General features: G+C 67.2%; 15 protein-coding genes and 2 tRNA genes. 8 read left to right on the top strand and 9 right to left on the bottom strand.

All coding sequences use genetic code 11. The features are described 5' to 3' along the window. Positions 1-40 precede the first annotated feature (40 nt). Positions 41-1252, top strand: a complete 1212-nt coding sequence (locus JCQ34_RS13855; RefSeq protein ID WP_286398297.1) for an ROK family protein — start codon at positions 41-43, stop codon at positions 1250-1252. Between the two features lie 46 nt (positions 1253-1298). On the opposite strand, the gene JCQ34_RS13860 is transcribed toward JCQ34_RS13855, so the two are convergent. Together JCQ34_RS13860 and JCQ34_RS13865 are read right to left on the bottom strand one after the other, a co-directional pair. Continuing rightward, a complete protein-coding gene (locus tag JCQ34_RS13860) occupies positions 1299-2870 on the bottom strand; it encodes a Na+/H+ antiporter (RefSeq protein WP_286398299.1) in 1572 nt (523 codons plus the stop codon). A 21-nt stretch (positions 2871-2891) separates the two neighbouring features. Continuing rightward, positions 2892-3548 (bottom strand): NAD(P)H-binding protein, encoded by a 657-nt coding sequence (locus JCQ34_RS13865; protein WP_286398301.1) that lies wholly within the window; start codon positions 3546-3548, stop codon positions 2892-2894. Positions 3549-3652: 104 nt separating this feature from the next. Here JCQ34_RS13865 and JCQ34_RS13870 point away from each other — a divergent pair, with 104 nt between their 5' ends. The 5 genes from JCQ34_RS13870 to JCQ34_RS13890 are packed head-to-tail and all read left to right on the top strand — an operon-like array spanning position 3653 to position 11779. Then, on the top strand, positions 3653-7363 hold the full coding sequence (locus tag JCQ34_RS13870; RefSeq protein WP_286398302.1) for a nitrate reductase subunit alpha: 3711 nt from the start codon (positions 3653-3655) through the stop codon (positions 7361-7363). Next, positions 7363-9072 (top strand): nitrate reductase subunit beta, encoded by a 1710-nt coding sequence (gene narH / locus JCQ34_RS13875; protein WP_286398304.1) that lies wholly within the window; start codon positions 7363-7365, stop codon positions 9070-9072. Before JCQ34_RS13870 ends, narH begins: the two co-directional genes overlap by 1 nt. A 26-nt stretch (positions 9073-9098) precedes the next feature. Further along, the gene (narJ, locus tag JCQ34_RS13880; protein WP_286404520.1) at positions 9099-9719 is read left to right on the top strand and encodes a nitrate reductase molybdenum cofactor assembly chaperone; all 621 of its coding nucleotides are present in this window, start codon (positions 9099-9101) and stop codon (positions 9717-9719) included. 2 nt (positions 9720-9721) lie between these two features. Continuing rightward, positions 9722-10519 carry a respiratory nitrate reductase subunit gamma gene (gene narI, locus JCQ34_RS13885; RefSeq protein ID WP_286398305.1) on the top strand — a complete coding sequence of 266 codons (798 nt, stop codon included), beginning with the start codon at positions 9722-9724 and terminating at the stop codon, positions 10517-10519. A gap of 39 nt (positions 10520-10558) precedes the next feature. Beyond that, entirely contained in the window at positions 10559-11779 is a 1221-nt protein-coding gene (locus tag JCQ34_RS13890) for an MFS transporter (RefSeq protein WP_286398306.1), read from the top strand. Here the strand turns inward: JCQ34_RS13890 and JCQ34_RS13895 are convergent. Both JCQ34_RS13895 and JCQ34_RS13900 read right to left on the bottom strand, forming a co-directional pair. After that, positions 11764-12318 carry a dihydrofolate reductase family protein gene (locus JCQ34_RS13895; protein WP_286398308.1) on the bottom strand — a complete coding sequence of 185 codons (555 nt, stop codon included), beginning with the start codon at positions 12316-12318 and terminating at the stop codon, positions 11764-11766. The genes JCQ34_RS13890 and JCQ34_RS13895 overlap by 16 nt on opposite strands. 40 nt (positions 12319-12358) lie before the next feature. Beyond that, a complete protein-coding gene (locus tag JCQ34_RS13900; protein ID WP_286398309.1) occupies positions 12359-13018 on the bottom strand; it encodes a TetR/AcrR family transcriptional regulator in 660 nt (219 codons plus the stop codon). Positions 13019-13109: 91 nt separating this feature from the next. Between JCQ34_RS13900 and JCQ34_RS13905 the strand changes: the two genes are divergently transcribed. Together JCQ34_RS13905 and JCQ34_RS13910 are read left to right on the top strand one after the other, a co-directional pair. Next, a complete protein-coding gene (locus JCQ34_RS13905; RefSeq protein WP_286398310.1) occupies positions 13110-13562 on the top strand; it encodes a nuclear transport factor 2 family protein in 453 nt (150 codons plus the stop codon). Further along, positions 13559-14464 carry an SDR family oxidoreductase gene (locus tag JCQ34_RS13910; RefSeq protein ID WP_286398312.1) on the top strand — a complete coding sequence of 302 codons (906 nt, stop codon included), beginning with the start codon at positions 13559-13561 and terminating at the stop codon, positions 14462-14464. Before JCQ34_RS13905 ends, JCQ34_RS13910 begins: the two co-directional genes overlap by 4 nt. Here JCQ34_RS13910 and yidC read toward each other — a convergent pair whose 3' ends face one another. The 5 genes from yidC to JCQ34_RS13935 all read right to left on the bottom strand — a co-directional run bounded on the left by yidC (position 14465) and on the right by JCQ34_RS13935 (position 18899). Further along, complete coding sequence (gene yidC / locus JCQ34_RS13915; protein WP_286398314.1) at positions 14465-15253, bottom strand: membrane protein insertase YidC; 789 nt, start codon at positions 15251-15253, stop codon at positions 14465-14467. 93 nt (positions 15254-15346) lie between these two features. Further along, positions 15347-15420 (bottom strand) — tRNA-Met (locus JCQ34_RS13920). 60 nt (positions 15421-15480) lie between these two features. Further along, positions 15481-15552, bottom strand: a tRNA-Thr gene (locus tag JCQ34_RS13925). 298 nt (positions 15553-15850) lie between these two features. Further along, positions 15851-17839, bottom strand: coding sequence for a DEAD/DEAH box helicase (locus JCQ34_RS13930; RefSeq protein WP_286398316.1), 1989 nt, complete (start codon positions 17837-17839; stop codon positions 15851-15853). A 406-nt stretch (positions 17840-18245) separates the two neighbouring features. Continuing rightward, on the bottom strand, positions 18246-18899 hold the full coding sequence (locus JCQ34_RS13935; RefSeq protein WP_286398318.1) for an MOSC domain-containing protein: 654 nt from the start codon (positions 18897-18899) through the stop codon (positions 18246-18248). Positions 18900-18962 lie beyond the last annotated feature (63 nt).

Raw genomic sequence — 18962 nt, forward strand, 5'->3', positions numbered from 1 at the left:
TCAAGTATTATCTGGTGCTTTGTACAGGAAGGTCAACACCATGCCCGAACCGGTTCCGGCAACTCCCCAGTTGCTGCGGCGCGTCAGTGCCGGCGCGGTACTGGAATTCATGCGCACCGCGGCTGCGGTGACGGTCACGGACGTCATGGCTGCCACCGGGCTGACCCGCGCTACCACCATCGCCGTCTGCGAGGACCTGGTGCGGCGCGGCTGGCTCCTGGAGCTGGAGAACCAACGCGAGTTTGGCGGGTACCAGAAGGGCCGCCCCGCCAGGCGGTTCGAGCTCAACGGGCAGGCGGGCGTGGTCCTGGGAATGGACATCGGCTACTCCAAGGTCACCGTGGTGGTCTCCGATCTACGGGGCAGGACCCTTGGCCGTTCCAGCCAACCGTTCCAGGCCGGCGACGTGGGCTCGAAGGAACGCATCGCCTATATTGACGGCGTGGCCATGGCGGCGCTGCGCTCCGCGGAGACCGGGTCTGAACAGGTGCTGGCCGTCTGCGCCGGGGTGGCGGCGCCCGTGGACCGGCACGGTGATGTGGTGGCCACGCAAAAGTTCTGGGGATTGTTCGACCTGGGGTTGGCGCCGGCCCTCAAGGAGACCCGCGGGTGGACAGTGCTGCTGGAGAACGATGCCAACCTTGCCGCCCTTGGCGATCGGTGGCAGGGGGCGGCTGCCGGCGTGGACGACGTTGTGGTGATCCTGGCCAGCGAACGGCTGGGGTCAGGCATCGTGGAGGGCGGCCGGCTGGTGCACGGAAGCCGCGGCAGCGCCGGGGAGCTCGCCTACCTGGACCTGGTGGAAGGCGTAGGTGACACCTACGGCATCGCCCACCTGGCCCGGACGTGGGCAGCCGAGGCACTGGCCACGGACAGGCCCACTGCCCTCCGCGACTTCCGGCCAGGGCGGGTGGAGGCCGAGCAGGTCTTCGCCGCAGCGGCCCGAGGTGATTCTGTGGCCCTGGGCATCCTGGACCGGCTGGCGGACAGGATGGCACGGGTGGTGGGCACTGTGGCAACCCTGCTCAACCCCGAACTGGTGGTGATCGGCGGCGGTGTGGCCGATTCAGCGGACGTCCTCCTGGCGCCGATCAGCGAGCGCCTGAAGGAGTTCACTGCCACCCCCGCACGCGTGGCGGTGTCGCCGCTGGGTGACTCCATCGTGACGGTGGGCGCGGTACGGTGCGCGCTGGACTACGTGGAGAAGAACTCCCTGGACTTGGAGCTGGCGGCGCCCGCTGCTCCGGCCTAGCATTCGCTGCTCCGGCCTAGCATTCGCTGCTCCAGTCCAGGGCCGGCTACTCCGGCATGACCATGGTGCGCAGGTCCAGCTGCCGCAGCACCCTGTCCGCCACCTCGGGATCCATGTCCGGTTCGTTCCGCGCCGCCACCACTTCCTGCCGGGCTGCGTCCAGTGCGATGGTCTGCACGGCGATGGCCAGTTCGCGTCCGCGCTGGCGCTTCTCGGCCAAGGGCTCGTTCCGCAGGCTGCCGTCCGTCAGTTCCGCGTGCAGGCGCCGCATCCTGTCCTTGACCAGCGCCACTTTCTCCGGCGGCAGGTCCGTCATCAGGTCGTGCTGTTTCAGGGCCGCCACCGCGGCCGCCTGGGCCCTGGTGGCCAGCAGCCGGACGGCGTCGCGCTCGGCCGTTCCGTCCTCGGAGGCGTTGAGGACCCGCATGAGCCATGGCAGCGTCAGGCCCGGTAGGACCAGCGTGGCAAGGAGCACCGCGCAGGCGATGACCAGCAGATAGTCCCTGCCGGGGAACGGCGTGCCATCGGCCAGGGTCAGCGGCAGCGCCAGGGCCAGCGCCAGGGTGGCCAGGCCGCGCATGCCGCACCACGTCAGGATGAGGACTTCCTTCAGGGATGTGGGCTGCAGCAGGTTCCTGCGTTTCCTGGCGCCCAGGGCCAGGACGCCAAGCCACAGGAACCGGACCGCGAAGACCAGGACACAGACCACAAGGGAAGCCCCGGTCATGCCGAAAATTTCCGTTCCCTCGTCCCGGATGACATGGCGGATTTCAAGCCCCACCAAACCGAACGCCAGCCCGGTGGCCAGCAGCTCCACCACATCCCAGAAGGCGTTCCGGGTGACCCGCTCGGCGGCATCCTGCGGGCGGGCGTGGCGCTGCATTTCCAGGGCGGTGACCACCACGGCGATGACGCCGGAGGCATGCACCTCCTCCGCCAGGATGTAGGCGGCGAACGGCACCACCAGGGTCACGGCACTCCGGGCCACCATGGACGTGACCAGCCGGGTGATGAGCGCGATCAGCCAGCCCATGGCGACGCCGACCACGACGGCAAGCGCCGCTCCCACCAGGAACTGCAGGACGACGTCGGGCCCTATCTTGGTGCCGCCCACGGCAGCGGCCACAGCTGCCTGGAAAATGACGATGGCGGCAGCGTCGTTGAACAGGCCCTCGCTCTGCAGGACGGTGATCAGGCGGCGCGGCATGTGCACCCGGCCCGCCACGGATTCCACGGCCACCGGATCCGGCGGGGCCACCATGGCCCCGAGGGCGATGGCGGCGGGTATTCCGATGCCGGGGATCATCAGCCAGGCGGCGCCGGCCACCACGGCGGTGCTGATCACCACCAGGGCAACGGCCAGCATAATCAGGGTCCGCCACCGGACGCGGAACACGGCCCACGAGCTTCGCTGGGCGGTGGCGAACAGCAGCGGCGGCAGGAAGATGGGCAGGATCAGCTCGGGTTCAATCTCCAGGTCCGGGAAACCCGGTATGAACGTGAGGGCCACCGCCAGGAGGAGCATCAGGACCGGGTACGGCAACCGCAACCTGTCCCCCAGGCCCACGGCCACCACCGTGGCAAGCAGCAGTCCGACTATTAGTGCGAGCTGATCCATAAGCCTCTTCCCTGCCGGCGTCTACGGGCGCGGTTCCAGGGCAGCGGCCACCGGCAGGGTGCCGTCGCGGAACTCGATGGTCCGGCCTGCGGTCTGCGGCAGGTCCAGCACCGCCGCCGCCACGATCGCCACATTGGCCCGGGAGGTTTCCCGTTCCCCTTCCGGCGAGGGGTCGACGTCGATCCGTCCCGTTCCAGGGTTGTCCGTCAGCGCGCCGGGCCCCAGGATGGTCCACGCCAGCCCGGTGCCGCGCAGGTACTCGTCCGCAGCTGCCTTGGCTTCGGCGTAGGCAAAGAAGCTGCTGTCCTCCGGCACGCCGTGGTCCTTGCCGGCGCCGAAGTAGGACACCATGACGTAACGGTTCACCCCGGCCTGGGCAGCGGCATCCATGGACCGGATGGCAGCATCTTTATCCACGGCGTAGGTGCGGTCCGGGTTGCCGCCGCCGGCGCCTGCCGACCAGACCACGGCGTCGTGCCCGGCGAGCGCCTCGGCGATGGCCGCCGTCGTGGAATTTTCCACGTCCAGGACGGACGGCGTGGCGCCGGTGGCAGTGACGTCGCCGGCATGATCCGGGTTTCGGATGAACGAGGTCACGGAGTGTCCCTCGCCGGTGAGCAGTTCGGACAGGAGGAGGGCCACTTTCCCGTGGCCGCCAATGATGGCGATACGTGTCATGCACCCATTCTGCCTGCCAGGCACCTGCCCGCAGAAGCAACATGGCCCTGAACAGGGACTTTGTGCCCTGTTCCACGTTTCCGGCACCCACCTAGCTTGGGGGAATGGCTGCCGGACCCCATGCGGGGTTAGATGGACCCGCATCAGAAGCGATGTTGAAGCTGGGCCGTTTCTTCACGAAGTGGGACCAGACAGAGGACGGCAGGGCGGTGTTCCGCGAGGGCGGCCGCAAGGGTGACACCTTCTACCGCGATCGGTGGAGCCACGACAAGGTGGTGCGCTCCACGCATGGGGTGAACTGCACTGGTTCGTGCTCCTGGAAGGTGTATGTCAAGGACGGCATCATCACCTGGGAATCGCAGCAGACGGACTACCCTTCCGTGGGGGCCGACAGTCCGGAGTACGAACCAAGAGGCTGCCCCCGCGGGGCGGCCTTTTCCTGGTACACCTACTCCCCCACCCGGGTGCGGTTTCCGTACGCCCGGGGCGTCCTGGTGGAGATGTACCGGGAAGCCAGGGCGCGGCTGGGCGATCCGGTCCTCGCCTTCGCGGAGATCGCGGCGGACCCCGAGAAGCGCCGGCGCTACCAGCAGGCCCGGGGCAAGGGCGGACTGGTGCGGGTGTCCTGGCAGGAAGCCATCGAGATCGCCGCCGCCGGGCACGTCAACACCATCAAGACGTATGGCCCTGACCGCTGCGCCGGCTTTTCGCCCATCCCGGCCATGTCCATGGTGTCCCATGCGGTGGGGACGCGCTTCATCCAGCTCATCGGCGGGGTGATGACGTCCTTCTACGACTGGTACGCCGACCTGCCCGTCGCCAGTCCCCAGGTGTTCGGGGACCAGACCGACGTTCCCGAATCCGGGGACTGGTGGGACGCACGCTACCTCATGATGTGGGGCTCCAATGTTCCCGTGACGCGCACGCCGGACGCGCACTGGATGACCGAGGTCCGGTACCGCGGCACCAAGGTGGTCACCGTCAGCCCGGACTATGCGGACAACACCAAGTTCGCCGACGAATGGCTTCCGGCGCAGGCCGGAACAGATGCCGCCTTGGCCATGGCCATGGGGCACGTCATGCTCAAGGAATTCTTCGTGGACAGGGACGTGCCGTTCTTCACCGACTACGTGAAGCGGTACACGGACCTTCCCTTCCTGGTCAGGCTGGAGGAGAACGACGACGGCGCCCTGACGCCGTCGAAATTCCTCACCGCCCTGGACGTCCCCGGCGAGTCCGGGGCTGAGGACGCAGCGTTCCGCACCGTCCTGTTTGACAGGGCCGCCGGGCGCCCCGCGGTCCCCAACGGGTCCATGGGCTTCCGCTATTCCGGCAGTGGTGAAGGCAAGTGGAACCTGGACCTCGAGGGAATCGAACCTGCGTTGTCCCTCCGGGAAGTATCCGGGGAAAGCGCCGAAATCCTGCTCCCCTGCTTCGAGGACGCAGGCGGCGAAGGCAGCATCCTGCGCAGGGGCGTCCCGGTGATGGAGGTGGGCGGCCAGCTGGTGACCACCGTGTTCGACCTCATGCTGGCTCAATACGGAGTGGGACGGGACGGCCTGCCCGGCGAGTGGGCGACCGGCTACGACGACGCCGCCAGCCCGTACACACCGGCGTGGCAGGAGGAGATCACCAGCGTCCCCGCGCAGGCCTGCATCCGGGTGGCGCGCGAGTTCGCCCGCAATGCCGAGCAGTCCAACGGCCGCTCCATGATCATCATGGGGGCAGGCATCTGCCAGTGGTTCCACGGCGACACCACCTACCGGGCGGTGCTGGCCCTGGTGATGCTCACCGGCTGCATGGGCCGCAATGGAGGGGGCTGGGCGCATTATGTGGGCCAGGAAAAGACCCGGCCCATCACCGGCTGGGTGTCCCTGGCCAACGCCCTGGACTGGTCGCGGCCGCCGCGGACCATGACCGGCACCAGCTACTGGTACATGCACACGGACCAGTGGCGGCAGGACGGGTACTCCGCCGACGCCCTCAAGTCACCCCTGTCCACCGGCAAGCTGGACGGCATGCACACGGCGGACGCCATCGCCCAGTCCGCCCGGCTGGGCTGGATGCCGTTCTATCCGCAGTTCGACCGCAATCCCCTGGACGTGGCCGATGAGGCGGAGGCCGCCGTGGCCGCCGGGAGCGCCGCTGACACACCCTCCTACATCGCCGAGTCGCTGAAGAACCGCTCGCTCAACCCTGCCATCGAGGACGTGGACGCCCCGGCCAACTGGCCGCGGACCCTGGTGCTGTGGCGGTCCAACCTGTTCGGTTCCTCCGCCAAGGGCAACGAGTACTTCCTCCGCAACCTGCTGGGAACCCACAACAACGTCCTGGGCGGGGACAGCGCAGAGGAACTCAAGCCCCGGGACGTGGCGTGGCACCCGGAGGCGCCGCAGGGGAAGCTGGACCTCCTGGTCTCCGCCGACTTCCGCATGACGTCCACCACGCTGCTGTCCGACGTCGTGTTTCCGGCCGCCACCTGGTACGAAAAGCATGACCTTTCCTCCACGGACATGCACCCGTTCGTGCACGCCTTCAGCCCCGCGATCAATCCGCCATGGGAAACCAAGACGGACTTCGAGACCTTCCACCTGCTGGCGCGGGAATTCTCCCGGCAGGCACAGACCCACCTGGGCGTCCGCCGCGACCTCGTCAGCATCCCGCTGCAGCACGACACCCCGGGGCAGCTCGCCCAGCCCGGCGGTCGGGTCCGGGACTGGCGGGACCCGGACATCCCTGCCGTGCCGGGGCAAAACATGCCCGTCTTTTCGGTCGTGGAGCGGGACTACACAGCCATCGCGGACAAGCTCGCCGCCGTCGGACCGCTGGCGGACAAGCTGGGTTTCACCGTCAAGAACGTCACGTACAAGATGGCGGAGCCGCTGGCCCGGCTCAGCCACGCCAACGGCGTGATGCTGGGCGGGGCTGCGGACGGCCGGCCGGCCATGGACACCGATTCGAAGATGGCGGAGGCAATCCTGGCATTCTCGGGGACCACCAACGGCGCCCTGTCCGTCCAGGGTTTCAAGGACCTGGAAGTCCGCACCGGCCAGAAGCTGGCGGACCTGGCGGAGGGTTCCGAGGAAAAGTTCATCACCTTCGCCCAGACCCAGGCAGGTCCGGTGCCGGTCATCACCTCGCCGGAATGGTCCGGCTCCGAAACCGGTGGACGGCGGTACGCCCCGTTCACCATCAACATCGAACGGCTCAAGCCGTTCCACACCCTCACCGGCCGGATGCACTTCTTCCTGGACCACGACTGGATGACCGACATCGGCGAGGCCCTGCCTATCTACCGGCCGCCGCTGGACATGCACCGGCTGTTCGGCGAACCGCGGCTCGGCACCGACGGCGCCATGGAGGTGACGGTCAGGTACCTGACACCGCACTCGAAGTGGTCCATCCATTCCGAGTACCAGGACAACCTGCTGATGCTCTCCCTGTCCCGCGGCGGGCCGACCGTCTGGATGAGCCCCGCCGACGCCGATGCGATCCAGGTCCGGGACAACGACTGGGTGGAGTGCACCAACGTCAACGGCGTGCTGGTGGCCCGCGCGATTGTCAGCCACCGCATGCCTTCAGGAGTTGTGTACGTCCACCACGCCCAGGAGCGCACCATCGACGTGCCGAAATCGGAGGCCACCGGCCGCCGCGGCGGCATCCACAACTCAGTGACCCGGTTGCTGGTGAAACCCTCGCACCTGGCCGGCGGCTACGCCCAACTGGCATACGCCTTTAACTACCTCGGCCCCACCGGAAACCAGCGCGACATGGTGGCCACGGTGCGCCGCCGCTCGCAGGAGGTGCAGTACTGATGCGCGTGATGGCCCAAATGGGCATGGTGATGAACCTGGACAAGTGCATCGGCTGCCATACCTGCTCCGTGACCTGCAAGCAGGCGTGGACCAACCGGGCCGGCACCGAATACGTGTGGTTCAACAACGTGGAGACCAGGCCCGGGCAGGGCTACCCGCGGCGGTACGAGGACCAGGAGCGCTGGTACGGCGGCTGGACCCTGAACCGGCGCGGCAGGCTGGTGCTGAAGGCCGGCGGCCGGGTGAAGAAGCTGTTCGGCATCTTTGCCAGCCCCGTCCAGCCGGAGCTCAAGGACTACTACGAGCCGTGGACCTACGACTACAAGACCCTGGTGGACGCGCCCCTGGGCGACGACTTCCCGGTGGCGAGGCCCAAGTCCCTGATCACCGGGGAGGACACCAGGATCACCTGGTCCGCCAACTGGGACGACAACCTGGGCGGCTCGCAGGACCACGGCCACCTGGACCCGCTGGTGGAGAAGGTCCGGCGCGAGTCCGAGGACAAGATCAAGTTCGCCTACGAGCAGACCTTCATGTTCTACCTGCCCCGGATCTGCGAGCACTGCCTGAACCCCTCCTGCATGGCATCCTGCCCGTCGGGCGCGATCTACAAGCGGGTGGAGGACGGCATCGTACTGGTGGACCAGGACCGGTGCCGCGGTTGGCGGCAGTGCATCACCGGCTGCCCGTACAAGAAGATCTACTTCAACCACAAGACCGGCAAGGCCGAGAAGTGCACCTTCTGCTACCCCCGCGTGGAGGTTGGCCTGCCCACCGTCTGCTCCGAGACGTGCGTGGGGCGGCTGCGGTACCTTGGGTTGTTTTTGTACGACGCCGATGCCGTCACCGCGGCGGCGTCCGTCACCGACCCGCAGGACCTCTACGACGCCCAGATGGACGTGCTGCTGGATCCGCACGACCCCCGCGTCCAGGCCGAGGCGCGGGCGCAGGGCATTCCGGAGGACTGGCTCGACGCCGCCCGCCGCTCCCCCGTCTACGCGCTGGCCAAGGTGTACAAGGTTGCCCTGCCGCTGCACCCGGAGTACCGCACCATGCCGATGGTCTGGTACGTGCCGCCGCTCTCCCCCGTGGTGGATCTGCTGCGCGACCAGGGGCACGACGGCGAGGATGCCGGCAACCTGTTCGGCGCCATCGACGCGCTGCGGATCCCGGTGGAGTACCTGGCCGAACTCTTCGCCGCCGGGGATACGGAACGGGTCACCGCAGTCCTGCGAAAGCTGGCTGCCATGCGTTCCTTCATGCGTGGCATCAGCATGGGCGACGACCCGGACGAGGCCATCCCGGAGTCCGTGGGCATGGACGGACAAAGCATGTACGACATGTACCGGCTGATGGCGATCGCCAAATACAGCGAGCGCTACGTCATCCCCACGGCACACCTGGAGCAGGCGCATGACCTGGAGGAACTGGGCTGTTCGCTGGATTTCGACGGCGGACCGGGCATGCAGGATTCGGCACCGTTCGGTGAGGCGAGCGGCAGGCCCGTCCCGGTGGCCGTGGATACCTTCCACGCGCTGCGGGACCGGCAGAGCACCGACACCATTGCGGCCGGCTCCAGCCTGCACGGCCGGGTGAACCTGCTGAACTGGGACGGCCGCGGCGCCCCGCCGGGACTGTTCCCGAACAAGCTTTCCCCGAACGAGGGACCGGAGCCGGACACTCTGGCGGCGGCCGGGGACCAGCCGTGAACCGGCCAGCCGTCAACGCGCCAGCAATTAGCCGCCGCGACCAGGTGGTGTACCTCGCCGCGGCCTGGTGCCTGTCCTATCCGGACGGGGAACTGGTGGAACGCGTACCCCTGGTCCGGGCCGCGCTGGCCGAGTTTCCCGGGACACTGCCGGGGTTCGCGCCGGTGCTGGACCTCCTGGAAACCACCCAGCCCATGGATCTGCAGGCCCAGTACGTCCGCGAATTCGACCTGGGCAGGCGGCACGCCCTGCACCTGAGCTACTGGACGGACGGCGACACCCGCCGGCGCGGTGAGGTGCTGGCCCTTTTCAAGGAGGCCTACCGGCACAGCGGGGTACTGGTGGACCTGGACGGGGAACTTCCCGACTACCTGCCCATGGTGCTGGAATTCGCCGCCCGGGTGGATGGCGAGGCAGGGCGGGAACTGCTGAAGCGCTACCGCGCCAGCCTGGAAATGCTCCGGCTCGGGCTGCTGCGGGACAACCTGCCGCACGCCCGGATCCTGGCGGCCATCTGCGCCACCTTGCCAGGGAAGTCACCGCAGGACGAGCAGGAAGTGATGCGCATGGCCGGCTACGGTCCACCCGCCGAGAGCGTGGGGCTGGACCCCTACGACCCGCGGCTGCTGCCAATTGGGAGGGCCTGACCATGGCGGCACTCAACGAGGCGCTGGCTGCGGAGCCGGGACCCGCCGCCGTGCTTAACACCTGGGACACCGTGCTGTGGGGCGTCCTGCCCTATGTCATGGTTGTGGTGCTGGTGGGAGGACTGGTGTGGCGCTACCGGTACGACCAGTTCGGCTGGACCACCAGGTCCTCCCAGCTGTACGAATCCAGGCTGCTGCGGATTGCCTCCCCGCTGTTCCACTTTGGGCTGCTGGCTGTCATCGCCGGGCACTTCTTCGGCCTGGTGATCCCGATGGCTTGGACGCAGGCGGTGGGGATGAGCCAGGAGTTCTACCATTTCAATGCCCTGCTGGTTGGCGGCATCGCCGGGGTTGCGACGCTGGGCGGAATCGCACTGCTGATCTACCGCCGCCGCACCACCGGGCCGGTGTTCATGGCCACCACCAAAAACGACAAGACCATGTACGTGGTGCTGACCGCTGCCATCGTGTTCGGGCTGTGGACCACTCTTGCCAGCGTTTTCGAAGGCGAACACGGGCACAACTACCGCGAAACCGTGGCGCCGTGGTTCCGTTCGCTCTTCATTTTCCAGCCGGACATCGCGGCGATGGCCGCGGCGCCGTTCTCCTTCCACCTGCACACCCTGGTGGGGATGGCACTGTTCGTCATCTGGCCGTTCACGCGGCTGGTGCACGCCTTTACCGCGCCGCTGCACTATCTGTTCCGCCCGTACATCGTCTACCGATCCCGGGACAGGGAGACGAAGGGCCGGGGCTGGTCTGCCGTGGGCACGCCGGACCGGGACACCCGCAACCGCTGACCGGCGGTGCGTTTTAGGCAAAGAGCTGAGGAGCTAGCAGTGGCCGGAACAACCCCAACGCCACTTACCGGAAGGGCGCTGAACCTTGCGCTCGCGACGGCGGCCTCCGTGGCAGGTTTCTGGGCGTGGAACTCGGTAGCTACGCTGGGTGCCTTCTACACGCAGGACCTGGCGCTGACACCGGCCGCCACGGGGGTCCTGGTGGCCATGCCGGTGTTCGTTGGGTCGCTGGGACGGATCGTGGTGGGCACCCTGACGGACAAGTACGGCGGCAGGGCCATGTTCACGTTCGTGCTGCTGGCCGCCATCCCTCCCATCCTCCTGGTATCCCTGGGCGGCCTCATTAGTTCGTTCGCGCTGGTGCTGGGCGCCGGGCTGCTGCTGGGCGTGGCCGGAACAGTATTTGCCGTTGGGATTCCCTTCGTCAGCGCCTGGTACGAGCCGGCCCGCCGAGGGTTCGCCACCGGCGTCTTCGGTGCCGGCATGGGCGGGACGGCGCTGGCGGCCTTCCTGAATCCCCGGCTGGTGGCAGGAATCGGCTACTTCCCGACGCACCTGCTGATCGCCGGTGTCCTGGCCGTCATGGCGGCGCTGGTCTGGTTCCTCATGAAGGAGTCCCCCGGCTGGGCACCCAATCACGCACCGGTGCTGCCCAAGCTCCTGGATGCCGCCAGGACAGCCGTCACCTGGAAGATGTGCTTCCTGTACGCCGTGGTCTTCGGCGGCTTCGTGTCCTTTGCCACCTACCTGCCCACCTACCTTCGCGACGTCTACAGCTTCGACCCCGCCGGAGCGGGCGCCCGGACCGCCGGGTTTGCCCTCGCCGCCGTCCTGGCCCGTCCGGTGGGCGGCGTGCTCGCGGACAAGGTGGGCCCCAGGCCGGTGGTCCTGGTGGCCCTTGGGGCCGTTGCCGTCCTGGGCTGGGTGGTGAACCTGCGGCCCGACGGCGAGGTCCCGGCGGGTGCCACGTTCGTTGCCATGGCCGCTGCGCTGGGTTTGGGGACGGGTGGGGTGTTTGCCTGGGTGGGTGTCCTTTCGCCGGCAGGGAAGGTGGGCAGCATCAGCGGCATCGTGAGCGCCGCGGGTGGCCTGGGCGGCTACTTCCCCCCGCTGGTCATGGGCGCAACGTACGACGCCGCGACCCGCAGCTATTCGATCGGCCTGCTCCTGCTGGTGGTCACCGCTCTGGTGGCCCTGGTGTTCACCCTCTTCGCGGTCCAGCACAGGGCCGGCACCGCAGCGGTTCAGAGGGCGCGGTAACGCAGGTACACCACGCCATTGCCGAACCGGCGCTCCTCCAGCAGTTCCAGCCGCGCCGCCAATCCGTCCGGCAGGAAGCGCAGGCCGCCGCCCACCGTAACCGGATTGATGAACAGCTGGCACTCGTCCACCAGGCCGGCCTTCAGGGCGTGCGCGGCGAGGGTTGGGCCCCCGATGCTGATGTTCCTGTCGCTGGTGGATTTCAGCTCCTGCACCGCCTCCGGAGTGAACTGCCGCTCCAGCCGGGTCCGTGGCGTGGCGACGGTGTCCAGGGACGTCGAATACACCACTTTGTCCGCCGCCTGCCAGACGCGGGCATAGTCCTGGATCACCGGCGGCTCTTCGGGCGTGCCCATGGTCTCCCACACCGACATCACCTCATACATGCGGCGGCCCAGGAGGTAGGTACCCACATCCCGCTCCAGGTCGTTGATGAAGGCGTGGATTTCCTCGTCCGGCATGGACCAGGAGAAGTTGCCGTTGGGGTCTGCCGTGTAGCCGTCCAGGGACATGATTGCGGAGTAGATCAGCTGCGCCATGGGCCCATTCTGCCGGTGTTGGGCAGATCCCGCACGCAATTCAAAGCAGGTTCGCTGCCAGGGTCCTGCCGACGAACGTCCCGTACCGCTCAGCAGACCAGCCGCGTTTCAGGACCAGCGTCTCGTAAAGCTCAGCCGCGGTGCAGGTAAACATGACGTCCGCGGCCTCCCTGGCACTGAGGCCCGGCCGGAGGAGTCCCCGGCCCACCAACTGCCGCGCGTTGTGCAGCATCCGCCGGTACCGCGCCTCCTCCACTTCGTTCAGCAAGGCAGCCATGGTGGCATCGCCGCCGGCGGCAGCCTCGCGGATGAGCAGGAACACCGGAGCCCCAAGCGGGCTCACCTCGGTGGTGAAGCGGCCGAACTGCTCCATGAGGGCTGCAGGATCAGTGCTGGTCAGCTGGGCAAGATCAGACCGTTCCTCGGCCGGCGGCCCACCCGCGCCCAGGAGGCTGTCCTCGTAGATGGCCCGCACCAGCCCCGGTTTGCCGCCGAAGTTCTTGTAGACGGTCTCGGCCGACACTCCGGCAGCCTCGGCAATCCCGGCGATGGTGGTGGCGCCGAATCCCTTGGCCAGGAACAACTCGCGGGCGCGGGCGCGGACCGTTCGCAGTGACTCCTCGGCGAGCTGCCGACGCCGCCGTGCGTCATAGCTGCGCCTGGAGGTGTGCTTCCCGGGGGCATTGACGGCGTTCTGCATGCGGTCCTAAACTCCAATCAATACAGTTCACTGTATTGAATTTAATCTAACAGGTCACAGCCCCGCTTCCGCGGGCACCAAGGAGTTTTCCATGGACACGCCGAACGGCGTGGACCGCCTCCCCGACGGCCCTGTTCGCCGCATTTTCAACGCAGCCGGGCAACACAACCTCGACGCCATGATGGCCGAATTTGCCGACGACTACGTCAATACCACTCCCAACCACCCCTCCCGCAGCTTCACCGGAAGCGCCCAGGTGCGGTCCAACTGGTCTGCGCTTTTCGCGGGCATCCCCGACCTAAGCGTGGAGGTGTCCGATGCCGCGACCGGAACCGACGGCAAAGTCTGGGTTGAGTGGGGATCCCATGGCACCCGCCGCGACGGCACCGCCGTCGAGCAGGCGGGAGTGGGTATCTTCAGCCTTCGTGGCAACCAGGTCGCAGCCGTAAGGTTCTACCTGGAGCCAGTGGATCAGGACGCCGGGGACGTCAATGCCGCGGTCCGGGCGATCGCCGGGACCGGCTCAGAAGGAGCCTTGAGATGATACTCCTGGTGGGGGCCACCGGTGATCTGGGCGGAAGAATCGCGAGGCGGTTGCGTGAATCCGGGCAGGATGTCCGCTGCCTGGTCAGGAGCACCACTGACGCTTCGGGCCTGCTGGCCATTGGAGCGGAGGTTGTCCACGGCGACCTCACTGAGCGCGACACGCTGCTCCCCGCTTGTCAGGGAGCAGCTACCGTGATCGCCACCGCCACGGCGATCAGCCGGAGGCTGCAGGGGCAAAGCACGGCCAGCATCCACGATGTCGACGAGGTGGGCATGGGCCACCTTATCGAGGCAGCGGAGGCAGCCGGCGTGAGCCGCTTCGTCTACCTCTCCTTCACCGGCGTTGCAACAGCAGTGGAGACACCCCTGCAGCACGCCAAGCTGGCCATCGAGAGGCGGCTCGCGGCCTCGGCCATGCAAACGGTCATCGTGAGGTCGGACGCATTCCAGGAAGTGCATTTCTCTCCCCTCAGCCGCTTCGACATGGGAGCCGGCAAAGTGTCGGTCATCGGCAAGGGCGACACCAAAGCCCGGTGGGTGGCTGAGGATGACGTCGCGGCGCTTCTCTGTGCCGTGGCGATCGAGCCGGAACCGCCGCGGCTGGTGGAGTTCGGCGGCCCCGAATCGCTCACGAAGAACGAAGCCAGCGCCGTGGCAGGGAAATTAATGCACCGAAGGATGAAAGTCCGGCATATGCCGCGCCCCGTAGCGCGCCTCGCTGTCCGCCTGCTGTCAGGCCGTAACGACGGCCTCGCCTCCGCGCTGGGGGCGGGCCTGACGTCGGACCTCAACGTGGCCACTTGGGACGACATGCCGCTCCGCCAACGCGGGATCAACCCGAAGCCTGTGACGGACTTCCTGGAAGAACAGGCACGGGCAATGGCCCGGCCCGCGAGGTAATCAGCCCTTTCGGAACACCAGGAACTGCTGCCCCAGGGTCCAAAGGTTGGAGACCGTCCAATAGACCAGGACGCCTATCGGAAAAAAGATCCCGCCCACACCGAATACCAGCGGCAGGACGTAGAGGAGTATCTTCTGCTGGCGCATCAGGGGGCTTTCGCTGTCCTGCCCGGCCATGCTTCGTGAGGACACCAGTTTCTGCGTCAGGAACTGGCAGGCAATCATCACCAGGATCATAACGACGGCGAGGACGGCCACGGCGGTGGGGTCGCCGCCGCCGTGCAGCAGCGAGGCGGACAGCGGCGCGCCAAAAATGCTGGCGGAATCGAACTGGACCGCCTGGTCCCGGCCCAGCGCGCCGATACCTTGGCCCTGCGGCGCGGCGTTGGAGATTCCGGACAGGACCTGAAACAGGGCCAGGAAGAACGGCGCCTGGATCAGCAGCGGCAGGCAGGCGGAGAACGGGTTGGTGCCGTGCTTTTTGTACAGGGCCATCTGTTCCTGGGCCATGGCCTGCCGGGATGCCTGGTCCGTCCTGCCCTTGTACCTGTCCTGGAGCTCTTTAAGCTCCGGCTGCAGGAGGCGCATCCGGCGCTGGGTGCGAACCTGCGCCAGGAAAACGGGGATCAGCGCGGCGCGGATAACCAGGACCAGCCCGATGATGGCCAGCGTCCACGTCCAGCCATCTGCTGCCGGCATGCCTGCAGTGCCCAGCCCGTCATGGAAAGCCACCAGGATGACGGACACCAGCCACCGAAACGGTTCCATCACCGCCGCGAAAAAGTCCACCGAATCCCCCATCCGCCAGTTGCTGCCAAGCTACCGGGCATCAGGTAAACAAGAAAGCCCCCGGATCCTTGAGGAATCCGGGGGCTTAGCCTGTAGCGGTGGGGAGGCTCGATCTCCCGACCTCACGATTATGAGTCGTGCGCTCTAACCAACTGAGCTACACCGCCACGAATGAGAAAAACCTGCGTCAAGCCGGTCAAACCGCCTTGACGCAGGCCCTCATTCAGAGCCCCCCACCGGAATCGATCCGGTGACCTCGTTCTTACCAAGAACGCGCTCTACCACTGAGCTAGGGGGGCAACGAGTAAATACTCTACCGGAAGATTTCCGCACCAACAAATCGGCGTCCGGCGGGCTCGCGGAGCCGGGAAGTGCCCCCAATTTCGGGGCCCGGAAGGCCCGTTTTCCGCGGATTTCCGGGGCTGGAGGGGCCATCGACAACAGGGCTTACGAAGGCGGGAGGCACCCTTCGGACGTCCCACGGCTCCATGCCGGGAGCGGAATGTGTCCATCCCCACACTCGATTGCTTAAAAGCCGATGGGCCGGCTCGAAAGCCGGCCCATCGCCGTCGTCAATCATGCAAACCTGCGGAAGGTTTACCACTTGCCCTTGCGGTTGAAGTCGCCCTGGCGGGGCTTGCGGGAGCCGTCGCCGTGGCCGCTGAAGGAACGCTCGGAACGCTCGCTGTACGAACGGCCGCCACGGTCAGCCGAGGACCGCTCGCCGTCGTTCTTCCGGAATTCCTTCTTGAAGCCGCCGTTCCCCTTGAAGTTGCCGCCGCGGTTGCCCTGGTAGCTGGGGCGGTCGCCGGAGGGACGGCGGCCGTTGTCCAGTTCCAGGTGGATCAGCTCGCCGCCGATCCGGGTGCGGGACAGTGCGCGCAGCTGGTCCTGGCTCAGGTCCGCGGGCAGCTCCACCAGGGAGTGGTCCGAACGGATGTCGATGCCGCCGATCTGCGCGGAAGAGATGCCGCCCTCATTGGCGATGGCGCCCACGATCGAGCCGGGCATGACCCGCTGGCGGCGTCCCACCGCGATGCGGTAGGTGGCGTTGCCTTCGGTCAGCTGGCGGCTGGGACCGCGTGAACCGAAGCCGTCCTTGGAGCGCTCGCGCTTCTGGAACTCGGGAGCAGCAGGCAGTTCCTTGACCAGCAGCGGCTGCCCGCCCTGGGCCATGACGGCCAGTGCCGCAGCGATTTCTGCTGCCGGCACCTTGTGCTCTTCCTCGTAGGAAGCGATGAGGTCGCGGAACATGGAGACGTCCTCGGAGGCGAGGGTCTCGGTGATCTTGTCAGCGAACTTGCCCAGGCGCAGCGTGTTCACGGTCTCCGCGGTGGGCAGGTGCATCTGCTCCACGGGCTGGCGGGTGGCCTTCTCGATGGCGCGCAGCAGGTACTTCTCCCGCGGCGTCATGAACAGGATGGCGTCACCGTTGCGGCCCGCGCGGCCGGTGCGGCCAATCCGGTGCACGTAGGACTCGGTGTCGTGCGGGATGTCATAGTTGATGACGTGGCTGATACGCTCCACGTCCAGGCCACGGGCGGCGACATCGGTGGCCACCAGGATGTCGATGCGGCCTTCCTTCAGCGCGTCAACGGTACGCTCACGCTGCTGCTGCGGGATGTCGCCGTTGATGGCGGCAGCCTGGAAGCCGCGGGACTTCAGCTTGTCAGCCAGGTCCTCGGTGGCCATCTTGGTGCGCACGAAGGCGATGACGCCGTCAAACTCTTCCACCTCAAGGATGCGGGTCATGGCATCGAGCTTCTGCGGGCCCATGATCTGCAGGTAGCGCTGGCGGATGTTGTTGCCGGTGGTGGTCTTGGTCTTGACCGAGATCTCGGCGGGATCGTTCAGGTACTGCTTGGACATCCGGCGGATCTGGCCCGGCATGGTGGCCGAGAACAGCGCCACCTGGCGGTCCTCGGGGGTCTGCTGGAAGATCTGCTCCACGTCTTCGGCGAAGCCCATGCGCAGCATCTCGTCGGCCTCGTCCAGCACCAGGTACTGCAGCTCGGACAGGTCCAGGGAACCCTTGGAGATGTGGTCGATCACGCGGCCGGGGGTACCGACGACCACCTGGGCGCCGCGGCGCAGGCCGGCCAGCTGGGGACCGTAGGCGGAGCCGCCGTAGACGGGCAGCACGGTGAAGTCATCGATGTGCTTGGCGTAGGAGGTGAACGCCTCGGCCACCTGGAGGGCCAGCTCGCGGGTGGGGGCCAGGACCAGGGCCTGGGTCTTGCGGGACGGTCCGTTGAGGTCGTGGAGTTCGGCCAGGCGGGACAGCGCCGGCACTGCGAATGCTGCAGTCTTGCCGGTACCGGTCTGCGCCAGGCCCACGACGTCGCGGCCTTCGAGCAGCAGCGGGATGGTGGCTGCCTGGATGGGGGACGGCTTTTCGTATCCGACATCCTGGAGGGCGGCAAGGACGCGGCCGTCGATGCCGAGGTCGGTGAACTTCACGGTGTTCTCGTCAGCATCCGCGGCAGGTGCCTCAGCTGCGGGGGCCTCAACGGCTGCGGGAGCCTCTGCGGCGGCCACGGGGGCGTCCTCGATAACGGCGGTGGTTTCGTTCTGGTTTTCGGGCATAGGGAGATTCCTCATCCATAGGGGGCCAGGCGGCACTACCCAAGGTGAGCGGAGCCGCAGTACACGTGCCGATGGTGCCGGGCAAACGTTGACCGGCCGGTCACAGAAGTCCGGCGCTTTCGCAATCCCATGGCAGGACTTCGCGCTGCATCTCTTGGCTGCTATCCCAGCAGTCTGTACAGCGTTTCTCTTTAGCCGGCTCTCCCTATGAAAATGCCCGCATCGCTTGCGCGGGCCCCAACACTTGCCAGTCCTGCCTCAAAAATTGGGCAGGAATAAGGGATTTCCGGAGTGGGGGATGTTTCAAGTGTAGGGCACGCAGGCGCCGCGGCGTTAATCGAACGGGCGACGGCGGCGGTGAGCTTGCGCACACAGCTCACCTTGGGCGGCACCCGGGAAAGCCGGGCTACCGTGCCAGCCGCCGCAGCAGCACCTCAAACCTGGCGTGGTACTCGTCCTGGAGCCGGATCTCGCCGTCGGCCTCTGCACCGCGGAGGGCCTCGATGGCCTCTGCGTCGGGCGCACTGAACCACCTACCTATGGTGATGCCGTGGCGCGGGACAAAGGTCCGCTCGATGGTGTCGCCGGCCCGGATGCTGCCGGTGCGGATGACGCGCAGGTACGTCCCCACGCGTCCCTCGTCCGTGAACCGCTTGACCCACTGCGGCTCCTTCATCCGGCGCTGGAAGGTGGCGCAGGGGGTGCGCGGGGAGGTGACTTCGAGTTCGACGCCGGACCCCACCTTCCAGCGCTCCCCGATCACGGCGTGCGTGGCTTCGATGCCGGTCACCCGCAGGTTCTCGCCGAAGATGCCCGGCGGCAGCTCCCGGCCCAAGGTGCCGGCCCAGTAATCGGCGTCGGCCTGGGAATAGGCGTAGACGGCCTGGTCCTCCCCGCCGTGGTGTGCCCGGTTGGCCTGGATGTCCCCGCGCAGGCCCAGCTTGTGGACCTTGACGGCACCACTTGCCGGACGCTTGTCGATGGCGGTGACGCCGATGCTTCCCTGGTCCCCCACGAGCTGGTGGACGCGGCAGACGGCAAGGACAGAACCTGATTCCATGGCATCAGTCTAGGGTTCCCCGCGACGCCGTCCCCGACTGCCGGCCATGGGCAGTTCTCCCCT

The organism is Pseudarthrobacter defluvii (assembly GCF_030323865.1).
Classification (GTDB): Bacteria; Actinomycetota; Actinomycetes; order Actinomycetales; family Micrococcaceae; genus Arthrobacter; species Arthrobacter sedimenti.